The sequence below is a fragment of the Arcanobacterium ihumii genome (genome assembly GCF_900604515.1).
In the GTDB taxonomy this organism is placed as follows: Bacteria; Actinomycetota; Actinomycetes; order Actinomycetales; family Actinomycetaceae; genus Arcanobacterium_A; species Arcanobacterium_A ihumii.
Window position 1 is genome coordinate 1 of the sequence record NZ_UWOS01000002.1, and the last position, 13136, is coordinate 13136.

The 13136-nt window shown below is 47.3% G+C and carries 10 protein-coding genes; all 10 read left to right on the forward strand.

The window, feature by feature from the left end; genetic code table 11:
• Positions 1-407: 407 nt before the first annotated feature.
• Positions 408-1835, forward strand: a complete 1428-nt coding sequence (locus EIH22_RS08925; protein ID WP_160149025.1) for a hypothetical protein — start codon at positions 408-410, stop codon at positions 1833-1835.
• 9 nt (positions 1836-1844) lie between these two features.
• A complete protein-coding gene (locus tag EIH22_RS05080) occupies positions 1845-2888 on the forward strand; it encodes an HAD-IIA family hydrolase (RefSeq protein ID WP_124054743.1) in 1044 nt (347 codons plus the stop codon).
• 292 nt (positions 2889-3180) lie between these two features.
• Positions 3181-4023, forward strand: coding sequence for a TlyA family RNA methyltransferase (locus tag EIH22_RS05085; protein WP_124054744.1), 843 nt, complete (start codon positions 3181-3183; stop codon positions 4021-4023).
• A gap of 1 nt (position 4024) precedes the next feature.
• Positions 4025-4867, forward strand: a complete 843-nt coding sequence (locus EIH22_RS05090; protein WP_235001786.1) for an NAD kinase — start codon at positions 4025-4027, stop codon at positions 4865-4867.
• A 5-nt stretch (positions 4868-4872) separates the two neighbouring features.
• Positions 4873-6570, forward strand: a complete 1698-nt coding sequence (recN, locus tag EIH22_RS05095; RefSeq protein ID WP_124054746.1) for a DNA repair protein RecN — start codon at positions 4873-4875, stop codon at positions 6568-6570.
• Positions 6571-6574: 4 nt separating this feature from the next.
• Positions 6575-7756 carry a putative cytokinetic ring protein SteA gene (gene steA, locus EIH22_RS05100; protein ID WP_235001787.1) on the forward strand — a complete coding sequence of 394 codons (1182 nt, stop codon included), beginning with the start codon at positions 6575-6577 and terminating at the stop codon, positions 7754-7756.
• Between the two features lie 9 nt (positions 7757-7765).
• Complete coding sequence (locus EIH22_RS05105) at positions 7766-8746, forward strand: copper transporter (protein ID WP_124054747.1); 981 nt, start codon at positions 7766-7768, stop codon at positions 8744-8746.
• Between the two features lie 50 nt (positions 8747-8796).
• Complete coding sequence (locus EIH22_RS05110) at positions 8797-9654, forward strand: hypothetical protein (RefSeq protein ID WP_124054748.1); 858 nt, start codon at positions 8797-8799, stop codon at positions 9652-9654.
• A gap of 6 nt (positions 9655-9660) precedes the next feature.
• Positions 9661-11250, forward strand: coding sequence for a murein biosynthesis integral membrane protein MurJ (gene murJ / locus EIH22_RS05115; RefSeq protein WP_124054749.1), 1590 nt, complete (start codon positions 9661-9663; stop codon positions 11248-11250).
• 179 nt (positions 11251-11429) lie between these two features.
• Positions 11430-13121, forward strand: coding sequence for a CTP synthase (locus EIH22_RS05120; RefSeq protein WP_124054750.1), 1692 nt, complete (start codon positions 11430-11432; stop codon positions 13119-13121).
• Positions 13122-13136 lie beyond the last annotated feature (15 nt).

The following is a 13136-nucleotide window of genomic DNA, read 5'->3' on the forward strand; positions in this document are numbered from 1 at the left end:
CCTACCAGCGCCGATGGTACTGCACTCGGGAGGGTGTGGGAGAGTAGGACACCGCCGTCATCTAAACATGAATGTGTGGAGGGCTTAACCCGTTAAAGGTTAAGCCCTCCACACACATACACAACACTTACTGATGTTAGTAGAAGCCACTAAGCACAGTTCTACAGACAACAAAAGATTTGGAATGTCCAATCATTTTAAATTCTTGATAGATCCTCGTTGGCTACGTTTATGAGGTGTTTATGAGGTTTTCCGGTTTTCGCTTTCTCGTTGGAGGGTGACTTAAAACGGATCCGAAAACACCTCCAACGTCACAATACAAACACTGGCATACCATCTAATAAGCACGATAAACTGGTGAAATCGCCGTCCGGCACGCATTTTGATAATTGAACCGCGAGGAAGTTATGACTGACAACAATACATATTCTGATAAATCTTCTGGTCGTGAACGACCATCTTCAGGTTGGCAATCTGCTTCCGAACGTCGCGGTCAGGGTAATTTTAAGCGTGATGATCGTGGTTTCCGTTCTGATCGTCGTCGTGATGATGATCGTCGTGGTGGTTTCCGTGAGGACCGTGGCGGACGCCGTTTTGATCGTAACGATCGTTTCAATGATCGTGGGGATCGCAGGGATGACCGTGGTGGTCGTCGTTGGGAAGATAGCGATTCACGCTCACGTCGTAACGATCGTTTTAATGATCGAAATGATCGCTTTGAGCGTCGTGATGATCGTGGTTTCCGTTCTGATCGTCGTCGTGATGATGATCGTCGTGGTGGTTTCCGTGAGGACCGTGGCGGACGCCGTTTTGATCGTAACGATCGTTTTGAGCGCAATGAGCGTTCCCTGTCTCGCGATTTTGACCATGGGCAATCTAACCCTGATGAGTCGTACGAGAGCTCAGAGCGTTCCCAGCTACATAGATTGCAGTACGAGATTCCTGAATCGATTACTTCCGAATCCCTCGATGCCGCAACTCGTCAGCACCTACGCAATTTAAACAAAGAAAATAGTGAAGTGGTTGCGCGTCACCTTGCATATGCTGGTGAAATGATGGATATCGATCCTGAGGTCGCGTACAACCATGCAAAGGCGGCCTTTTCTAGAGCAGCTCGAATTGATGTTGTTCGCGAAGCACTTGGATTGACGTCCTATGTAACGGGTCGCTACTCAGAGGCACTGTCGGAATTGCGCACGTATCGCCGTATGAGCGATGACTTTTCGCATGTTGCTATTGAGGCAGATTCGGAACGTGGTCTAGGACGGTCGGAAAAGGCTCTTCGATTCATCGATGGAATTCCTCTAGCACGACTTGACGCTGAAGCAAAGATTGAGCTTGCAATTGTTGCTTCCGGAGCTAAAGCAGATATGGGCGATAGCGAAGGTGGCTTAGCTGTACTGAACAAGATTTTGGTGGAGAATCTCAGCCAAGAATTAGGTGCACGCGTCGAACTGGTTAAGGCTGATAGGCTCGAAGAACTTGGACGCGATACTGAAGCAACCGAACTTCGCGAGAAGTGGGCACCTATTTTTGAAGGAGCTTCAGAGGATCTCTCGATGGTTTTTGATTTGAATGATGTTCTGGATGATGAAATTGTGGAACCTGAAGTGGCCGACGACTTCGATGATTTTGACGATCAACTAGATGATGATGCTTTCGAAAAGGTGACTACAGAGACTGACGACGATCCAGAATTTGACGATTGCTTCGACGAACTTTTCGAAGAGTCCGACGAAGACGAAGAACTAGATGAAGATGATATCATCGAAGACTTTGACATAGATGATGATACAGACGATATTGCTGAAGTCGAGGTCGAGTCCAACAACTAAATTTGAGCTATGAATAATTTTCTTGAAACGTCTCAAACGCTTGTAGATCAATTTGATTATCTGATGCTGGATCTGGATGGCGTTTGCTATTTAGGTGCGCAGCCCGTACCTTATGCAATTAAAACGCTGAACAGGTTGAACTCAAATGGTCTTGGACTTTTCTACATTACGAATAATTCATCTCGTGTTCCGAGTTCTGTCTCTGAGCAGCTAACTGGTCTTGGACTCGACACCCGTCCCGATCAGATTCTGACCTCTGCTCAAGCCACTGCACAGCGTATCGCAGAAATTTATCCTCGTGGCTCAGTCGTTTTAGCCTTGGGTGGCGAAGGAGTTTTTGAAGCACTTCAATCCGTTGGGATGAAAGTTGTAACTACAGCAGACGGTGATCCGATCGCTGTGGTTCAAGGATGGTCACGTGAGATCGGTTGGGCTCAACTTTCCGAAGCTGTGCTCGCAATTAAGAACGGTGCGCGTCATTTCGCAACTAATCTAGATGCAACTTTGCCTACTGAACGCGGTGAAACTATCGGTAATGGTTCTTTTGTGGCAGCTGTTTCCAATGCGACTGGGCAACCGGTTCTAAGCTCAGGAAAGCCGGAAGATTTCATTTATGAAGCGGCTCAGAAGCTGACTCGATCTGTTTGTCCACTAGCAATCGGTGATCGATTAGATACTGATATTCGCGGGGCAAATGCGGCAGGAATACCTTCAATGCATGTATTAACGGGAGTTGGCCGAGTAAATGACGTGCTTTTTGCGAAGGAAACGGATCGCCCACGTTTTCTAGCCGCCGACCTCCGCGACCTTGATACACCGTATCCGAATATTGTTTGCGACGATGGCGTGGTTAAGTGTGGGGACGATGTCGCCTCGGTTGCTGATGGCATCATCTTTCTCAATGGTGAAACACTGGACACTTCGCGCGACAAAGATTGCGTAGAGGTTTCCTTAAACAGTTATCGAGCTCTCGCACATCTAGTTTGGATGATTAGTGATAGCAGTACCGAGGGTATTAACCTCGTCCTTCCAAGAATTGAAGTTATCCACTAATCTGCACTCTATTTTGACTCTCGTCCACAAGGAAATTACGTGCTTACTTTTTCCGCGAAGTCGTAGGTCAAGCTTGCATTGGTTGGTATAGACAATAAAGTTGGATATAGAACTTAATGCCGATAGAAAGGACACTTGTGAGTCAATCAGCGCAATCTAGTGCTCCTACGCCCAAAATTGATCCAAGGTTATTGCTTGACCAGGTCTCGGATCTGAACACGGATGAGCAAATAGAAACTCTTGAGGGTATCCATAGAGAATTAGTACAGCAGTTAAGTCGAGCTCAGGTGTGATGGCAAAACTAATTCGAATAGATGCAGAACTTGTTCGTCGAGGTCTCGCAAAGTCACGTGCAGAGGCGACTCAACTGATTCAAGCAGGAAACGTGTGGGTTGATGGAGCAGAAGTTACTAAGCCTGCACGTCAGATTAATCCGGCGCAAGCAGTCGTAGTAAAACCCATAGATACAGATAATTATGCTTCCCGTGGCGCCTATAAATTACTTGGAGCTCTAGAATACCTAGGAGATAAAGCTCCAGAAATTCTGGGTCGCCGTACGCTAGATGCTGGTGCATCTACAGGCGGCTTCACGGACGTATTGCTTCGACGCGGAGCAAGTAGCGTTGTCGCAGTTGATGTTGGATATGGACAGATTTTATGGCGACTTCGTGAAGACCCTAGGGTGGAAGTACTCGAAAGAACGAATGTGAGAACTTTAGATCCGGCGCTAGTAGCACCAGCACCGAGTCTCGTGGTTAGCGATCTATCATTTATATCGTTAACTCTGGTTATTCCAGCATTGGTGGCGGCAAGTAGCGAGGATGCAGAATTTTTGCTGATGGTAAAACCACAATTTGAAGTTGGCAAAGATTCTCTAGGAGCTGGTGGAGTTGTTCGTGATTCTGCCTTACACGTCTCATCGGTTTTAGCTGTGGCTCAATCAGCTATTTCTAATGGTCTTCATATCGTAGAAGTTGCACCGTCTCCATTACCTGGCCCAGCTGGGAACGTGGAGTACTTCTTGTATTTAAGTAAGACCAAAGGAACGAAAAGTTCTACACTGATTAACGATATGATCAAATTGGCGGTTCAAAATGGTCCCGCAGGGGATTCGCAGCAAAAGAAAAGAGGATAAGGTGAGCAACAAACGGCAAGTTGCACTCGTCAAACACGAGTTTCGCCCCGAAATCCTTAAATCTGTAGCAGATTTTGAAACACAGATGAACAAGGCCGGTTTTGACGTAATTGACGTTGATTCGGGCGAAGATTTCCGTGCAGCAGAACTAACCGTCGTCTTCGGCGGTGACGGAACAATTCTTCGAGCTGTCGAAGTAACCAGGAAATTTGATATTCCTATCATCGGAATCAATTACGGTCACGTTGGATTCTTAGCTGAAGCAGAACCGAACACTTTAACTGATGTAGTTCACTCAATTAAAAATAGGCTTTGGACTGTTGACCAACGTATGACAATCGACATCGTCGTGCACCGTCCAGATGGGTCAGTGGAACATAGTTGGGCGCTCAATGAAGTGTCTATAGAAAAAGATGCCCGATCAAGGATGATCGAAACGGATCTTGCAGTAGATGATCGAGAAGTGTCATCGTTTAAAGCAGATGCTGTACTTGTTTCTACACCAACCGGATCTACCGCATATAATTTTTCAGCTGGAGGACCGATCGTATGGCCCAATGTTGAAGCAATCCTATTTTTGCCAATTGCTGCCCATGCCCTGTTTACTCGGCCTATGGTCGTTGGGCCCGAATCTAAATTGGATGTACAAATCAGAGCCGATGATGCTCTAGTTTGGTGTGATGGACGCAGATGCCTTGAGGCTCCAGCTGGTACCATTGTGACGGCGTATCGAGGTGAAAAAGCTGTCCGGCTTGCACGAATCCACAACACCCCATTTTCAGGACGACTAGTTGCGAAGTTTGATTTACCAGTCCACGGCTGGAGAAACCGACGAGAAGATTAAAAGCCATGATTGAAGAACTAAACATTCGCGATTTGGGTGTTATTGAAGAGGCACATCTTCTTCTGGACTCCGGAATGACTGCGATAACTGGTGAAACAGGCGCAGGAAAAACTATGGCTTTAACGTCTCTTCATCTGCTTATGGGCGGTAAAGCCGACGCAACCAAAGTGAGAGCTGGCTCAGAAAAAGCGATTGTCGAAGGGGTTTTTCGGGTAAATAGACAATCGCCAGCAGTTTCGATAATCGAGGAAGCTGGAGGTGAAGTCGAAACAGATGGTGATACAGTTTCGATCATCGTTTCTCGGCACGTGCACAGTAAAGGACGCTCACGCGCTTTTGCTGGTGGTGCCTCCGTACCTGTGACGATTTTACAAGAGCTCGCAGAGTACCTAGTTACTGTACATGGTCAGTCAGATCAACTCAGGCTGGCTTTACCTGTTCAGCATAGAATCGCATTAGATGAATTTTCAGGAATCACCGGTTCAGCGCTTGAAAATGATTATAACGAGCTTTGGACTGAGTACATCAAGATCAATCAGGAACTAGATGAGTTTAGGGAGCGAGCACAAGAAGCTGGCACGGAGAGACTTGCGCTAGAAGCCCTAATTCACAGGATTGATGCAACCAAACCAGAAATCGGTGAAGATGAGGCACTCAGGAGTGAATCCATACGGCTGGAGAATATAGAGGATTTACGACTTGCAATCTCTCAGACGCTTTTTTCCTTAGCTGGAGACGAAACACAAAAAGGTGCCCTTGAACATATTGACAGCTCTATTCATTGCCTTGAAAAAACTGACGACGAAGAGCTAATTAAACTAGCACAGTCGTTGGCCACTGCATCAAGTATTACTTCAGAAGTTGTTAATCAGTTGGGATTATTGGGTGAGTCAGTTGACGCGGATCCAGATCGTTTAAATCAGATCCACGAGCGACGCGCGGAGCTACGCGCGATTCAACGTGAACTTTCGATGGATATTACGACGATGTTGCGTAGGAGAGAAGAAGCCGATGTCCAGTTGGCGCAACTTCAAGATCCTCAGGCACAAATTGAGCAGTTGGAAACTGATTTGCGCAATATCAGGAACAAGCTTGAGAACTGTGCATCAAAAATCTCTGAATTGCGTAAACAATCAGCAACAAGGCTTGAAAAAGAGGTTACTGGAGAGCTTCAGAACCTCTTTATGAAGGATGCAAGGTTCATAGTCAAAGTTGAGAAAACTGAGGAGTTATCTAAAGATGGAATGGACTCCATCGAATTCTTGTTAGCTCCGCACCAAGGAATGCCACCAGGAAAACTGAGTACCACCGCTTCGGGCGGAGAACTCTCGCGTGTGATGCTGGCACTTGAAGTAATTTTGTCGAAAACAGTTAGTGATAGTGATCATACTTTTATTTTTGATGAGGTTGATGCAGGTATCGGTGGAAAGACTGCTTTACTGATTGGTGAACGATTGTCCCAACTCAGTGCTCAGTCACAGGTTCTCGTTGTTACCCATCTCGCGCAGGTCGCAGCCTATGCGGCGCAACATGTTGTAGTAGATAAAGAGAGTGTGAAAGGAGTGGCGGTCACACAAGTCAGAGTTATGAACTCTGATGAAAGAGAACGTGAATTAGCTCGAATGCTTTCAGGGCACGAAAATTCTGAGGCGGCACGCACACACGCCGCTGAGCTACTTCGCGGTGTAACTGTGGCAACATAAAACTGTGGTATTTCATAAACGGCGGAAGTTATCAACCGAGGGTTCTTCGGGGATTGAGCAATCAGTTGCCCGAGTTGATTCGCGCACTAAAAACTTAACTAAGCGATTACAGTCAGGTGAAATCGCAATTATTGATCACGAGGATTTGGACCGAGTGTCGGCTGAAGCTCTCGTTGAATGTAAACCGATGGCAGTGCTAAATGCTGCTAAATCCACATCAGGACGTTACCCAAATTTGGGTCCAGGAATTTTACTTGATGCGGGAATCCCCTTGATCGATGACCTAGGCTCGGCCGTCATGGACATTCGAGAAGGTGAACTCGTCCGCATAGATGACACTGGTGCTATCTATGCCGGTGGTAAGCTAATTAGTGAAGGTATTGTTCAGACTTTTGAGACTAATGCGGAGAACTTAGCACAAGCACGACAAGGTATGACGGTCCAGCTCAAAGCCTTTGCTACGAACACCATGGAATATGTTGAGAAAGAGCAAGACCTCATTCTTGATGGTGTTGGAGTGCCGGAGATCGCTACCAATTTCCAAGGCAAACATGCGTTAATCGTCGTTCGCGGGTACCGTTATAAAGAAGATCTTGATGCACTGGGGCATTACATTCGCGAATATAAACCGGTTATTATTGGTGTCGACGGTGGCGCTGATGCAGTTTTAGATGCGGGCTATAAACTCGACATGATCGTCGGCGACATGGATTCCGTCTCCGATCGTGCTTTGAAATCCGGTGCTGAGATCATTGTTCATGCTTATCGCGATGGACGCGCTCCAGGTCAAAAACGAGTGGAGGACCTCGGTGTCGAACACGTTGTTTTCCCAGCCACTGGCACATCAGAAGACATCGCGATGCTATTAGCTGATGCAAAGGGGGCTAAACTTATCGTTGCGCTCGGTACACATTCCACTCTCATCGAATTTTTAGACAAGGGACGCCGTGGCATGGCGTCTACCTTCCTCACTAGATTGCAGATCGGTTCGAAACTAATCGATGCAAAAGGAGTGTCGCAGTTATACCGCACCCGAATTTCAAACTGGCAAATCGTTTTTCTTCTACTAGCTGGAATGGCAGCGATTACAGCGGCAATGTTTGCGACGTCGGCTGGGCAAATAACAATTAACCTCGCTTCGGTGTGGTGGTCGGATCTAGTTCATTGGTTTAAGGCACTCTTTTAGGTAGGAAATATGGTTGATTTTCGGTATCACTTAGTCTCACTCGTTGCAGTATTTTTGGCTTTGTCAGTTGGTATCATTCTCGGTGCTGGTCCATTGCAAAACTCAATTGGTGAGGCCCTTTCCGGTGAAGTAAGTAGCCTTAGAGATACAAATATGAAACTTAAGAGTGAGAACGACACTCTTAAAAAGGATAAAGAGCATCAGGATCTTGCGCTTCGCGATGCTGCGCCACTCATCATCGGCGGAACTCTTTCCGGTTCCAACGTTGCCGTTGTTGTTTTGCCAGACACTCCTCAGGAGACCATTGATGGGGTAGTTGAAATGATCGGCGAATCAGGGGCAAAAGTTGGCGGTCTTGTAACCCTTAACAGTGTTTGGACTGATGCGAAGCAGACCTCTTTCCGCTCTGCATTTGCGGAACAAATCAAAGGCTACGTAAAAGATGCTGAAGGTACGAACGATACCAACACCATCTTGGCACTTGCACTAAATCAGATCCTTCGTAATGGCTCCACTCACGAATCAAATAAGACGCTTTTCGATCTTATGAGTGCCAGCGAGCAGCCAATGATTACGGTTGCGTCGGGTGCAGATATCCCGGCACAGGCAATTGTAGTTGTTTCGCCGGATAACCCTGATCCAGCATCAAATGAAAAGAAGACGAACGCCGAAGCAGAAGCACAAGCTGACTACAATCTCAAGACTTTCGTTTCCTTTACTGGAACCTTGAGCTCGAAGAGTCCGACGGTTGTTGCTGGGGTTGCTAATTCTCAAAACGACGTCGTTGTTGGGGTTCGTACTGCAGGTACAGATGTGTCAACGGTAGATTCGATCGATACGGCGACCGGTCGAATCAATGTGCCACTTGCGGTAGCCGCGGAACTTTCCAATAAGACGGTTCACTATGGTTTTGGCGAAACCGCTTCTAAGGTATTGGGCGACCGGATCGTTGTTCCAGCTCCTCAGCCAATGGCTACACCGCCGGCCTGATTGGAAAAGATAAGCTACGCGCTTGTTCTAAACAAGAAGAGGAAAGTCTCATGAAATCACGAATCGTCGCGGGAATCGCGGGTGCAAGTTTAGGCTATTTGGCTATGAAAAACTGGTGCGATCGGTCCGATATGAGTTCATGGGATCGACCTTCATATAGAGATAGCTCAGTCTCTCTAACCGGAGGGCTCACGACTGCAGCCTCATTGGGTGTAGGAACCCTCGCCACTGTTCCCCAGGGATCGAGTTATCCGGCACTAATTGCCGGAACAGCGGGCGCTGTTGCTGGCTGGATTGATGACCACTTGGAAGATAAATTCCCTGCAAAAGGTAAGGGATTTCGAGGGCATTTAGGTGCGTTGAAAGAAGGGAAGATAACTTCTGGACTTCTCAAAATCGTCACGATTGGTTCAGGCGCTCTAGTAGCGACGGCTTTCAAGAATTTTTCCCAGGTTGGAGAAACTCACAACGGAAAGCCACAGTCATCTTCTACCTTGACCCGACTTGCCCATACTGGAGTCGATTCTTTGATCGTCGCAGGGTCGGCAAATCTGATTAATCTGCTTGATCTTCGACCCGGTCGTGCATTCAAGGTCGCGAGCTTCTGCGTTCTTCCTTGGGCTTTGCGCGTTAACGACGCACAAAATTTGGGTTACGTCGTTATTAGCACTTCGGCCTTAAATCTCTCAACCGATCTAGAAGGTGAAACGATGCTCGGAGATTTAGGCGCGAATGCGCTAGGTGGTGTCGTAGGTACTGTATTTTCTACAACAAAGTCACTTCCAGCAAAAAGCCTAATTCTGGCATCAATTATTGCGCTTACTGCCGCTTCGGAGAAAGTGTCTTTTTCGAAGGTCATCGAAAGTAACAAAGTTCTTTCCTTTATTGATAATCTCGGTAGAAAGTAAGCGGCAATGAAGCGTGCCTTCGGCGGAGTTGTTGGCGCGGCGGGACTGATCGCCGTCTTAACCTTGCTCTCCAGAATTGCAGGTTTGCTCCGTAAGCTTGCCCAGTCATGGGCGATGTCAGACGGTGCGGTTGCAACCGCGTACGACACAGCTAATACGGTTCCTAATGTTTTGTTTGAGATCGCCGCTGGCGGTGCGCTTGCCGGTGCTGTTATTCCGCTAATCTCGGGATTCTTGGCGAGAAATGCTAAAAAAGAGCTCGAAGATACCGCTTCTGCTCTTGTTACGTGGCTACTAGCAATTGGCCTGCCGGTGTCCATCATCGTTGCCCTTGCGTCGGGACCGATAACTCTAACTCTCTTTGGATCGGGTTCCTCGCCAGAAATAACTTCGTTGGCAGCATCCTTACTTGCCATGTTCTCTCTCCAGGTACCTTTCTACGGACTGTCAGTGGTCTTTACTGGAATCTTGCAAGCGCATAAACGGTTCATGTTGCCAGCTCTCTCGCCGCTACTATCCTCAATCGTCGTTATCTTTGTTTTCCTCATTTACGCGAAGACGGTTGGATTTGGTACACAACCTCAAGATGTACCTTGGTCTGCAGTCATGTTGCTTGGATGGGGGACGACGGCGGGAGTGTTAGTATTTTCTCTTCCACAGCTAATTCCGGTGTTAAAAGTTGTGCGACTCCGGTTAAATTTCTCTTTTCCGCCGGGTGTAGCTAAACATACGCTTCGACTCGCCGGTGCTGGATTCGGAGCTTTGGTTGCTCAACAAATTGCTATAGTGGTGATCTTGTATACCTCAAATTCTCAGGGAGATATAGGTACTTACAACGCCTTCAACTATGCATTTTCCATTTTCATGGTTCCTTATGCTGTACTTGCAGTTCCAGTTGCAACAGCGGTTTTCCCGCGAATATCTTCAGAAGTTGAACTCGTTAAATCTGAACTCAAGGATAACTCTGCGCTCCTATCGATCGTTTCATCGAGTACACGACTCGTCATCGGTCTAGGAATGGTTGCCGCAGTCTTATTGGCAGTTTTAGCTGAGCCGGCGAAAATCGTGATCGATTTAGGTCGCGATATTACTGGCCTTGAGCTCGCTATGCGTGCGATGTCCGGTGCGTTGATCGGATATTCTTTGCTCTATCATGGGGCTCGTGTTCTCTATGCCCTAGACGCCGGAAAACGTGTTATTCGAGTTAACTCACTTGCTTGGGGAGCAGTATGTATTGTTCTGATTGCAGGTATCATGCTCGGGGTTGAGGGTAGAATAAACACCCTCAACCTCATCGGAACTGCATTAACGATCGGTATGACGATCGGAGCGGTGTGCGTCGTCGTTGCTATTCGTCGCGAATTGGGATCAGCTGCTACTTACCGAGTTGGACGCACTACCGCGCTTCTGTTCCTAATTCTTGCTCCAGTGGCGGTCGCAACAAAATATGTGGCTTCCTGGATGTTGACCCTTGGTAACTTCTCTATTGCAGTGGCATTTGGTACTGCCGCCGTTATCGGGATAGTTGTGCTTGGCTGTGGTCTGTTGGCTCTTTATTTAGCCGATCGCGGAGCCTTGGTATCACTTCGTAAGTGATCTTTAGAGAAAATTAGATTCCTAATTCATTTCTGCGCAGCACCTTGTGGCATTGATACAGGTTTTGTTTGATATGGATAGAGAACATAGCTTCGAAAATCACATTCATCAGCACTGTGATTCTCCATACCGCAAGAAATGTGGTGGAGGTAGAACATTACGCTGTAGAATGAAATTCCATGGTAGATACAAATTCAGGATTACCTGGAAAACAGCAAAAAATTACAAGACAAGTCTTTGTTACCGGCGGTGTTGCTAGCTCACTAGGTAAGGGGCTTACCGCTTCTTCCCTTGGCCGTTTGCTTAGATCCCGTGGTTTAAAAGTAGTTATGCAAAAGCTCGATCCATACATCAATGTGGATCCAGGCACGATGAATCCTTTCCAGCACGGTGAAGTTTTTGTGACTGAAGATGGTGCTGAAACTGATCTTGATATTGGTCATTATGAGCGCTTTTTAGATGTTAACCTGTCAGGAAAAGCCAATTCGACCACTGGGCAGGTCTACCTGAATGTGTTGTCGAAAGAACGCGCAGGTGAATACCTCGGTGAATGTGTTCAAGTCATTCCACACATTACCAATGAGATTATCGAACGTATGCGCGCGCAGGCTTTCGCCGATGACGGCGAGGAAGTATCTGACGTCATCATCACTGAAATTGGTGGAACAGTTGGCGATATCGAATCGCAGCCTTTTCTGGAAGCAGCACGCCAAGTACGTCAACTCATTGGTCGCGATAACTGTTTTTTCCTACACGTAGCACTCGTTCCATACCTTGCGGCCGGTGGCGAACTCAAAACGAAGCCTGCCCAGCACTCAGTGGCTGCCTTGCGCTCTATCGGTATTCAGCCGGATGCAATCGTGCTCCGATGCGACCGTGATCTCCCAGTTTCCGTGAAAGCGAAGATCGCCCTTATGTGTGATGTTCCAGATGACTGCGTTATCCAGTGCGAAGATCGCTCGTCGATTTATGAAATTCCAAAAGTTCTTCACGGTCAGGGGCTTGATGCACAGGTAGTTCAACGTCTCGGGCTTACATTCCGCGACGTTGAATGGTCAGATTGGGATCGAGTGATCGAACGCGTTACATACCCTCATGATGAAGTAACAGTTGGACTGGTTGGTAAGTACATTGATCTTCATGATGCTTACCTTTCCGTTGCCGAAGCTCTCCATGCCGGAGGAATTCACCACCAGGTCAAAGTTAATATTTCTTGGATTCCGGCCGATGAATGTGCCACCACTGAGGGAGCAGCAGCTCATCTTACGAAAGTTGATGCAATATTGGTTCCAGGTGGATTTGGCGTGCGTGGGCTTGACGGAAAGATTGGCGCACTTAAATATGCACGTGAAAACGGTATCCCAACTCTTGGAATCTGCCTCGGACTACAATCGATGGTTATTGAAGCTGCACGCAATATGTTGGGAATTAGTGAGGCATCATCCACTGAGTTTGATCCGGATACAACTGAGCCAGTAATCGCCACAATGGCTGAACAACAGCATTTTGTTTCCGGAGAGGGGGATATGGGAGGTACTATGCGTCTGGGTGCTTATCCAGCTGTACTCGCTCCAGATTCGCTAGTTGCTAAGGTCTATGGACGTATGGAAGTTTCTGAACGTCATCGTCACCGCTACGAGGTCAATTCTGCCTACCGGGAGCGACTCGAAAGTGTTGGCCTCCATATCAGTGGAACCTCGCCAGATGGTGAACTTGTTGAGTTTGTTGAGTTGGACGAAGAAATCCACCCTTATTACATTTCGACTCAAGCTCACCCAGAGTTTAAGTCGCGTCCAACAAATGCTCATCCTTTGTTCGTAGGATTGGTTAGGGCGGCGTTGAATCGTCGTCATGCTCAGAAAGCAAAGTGAACCAAACGAAGTAGG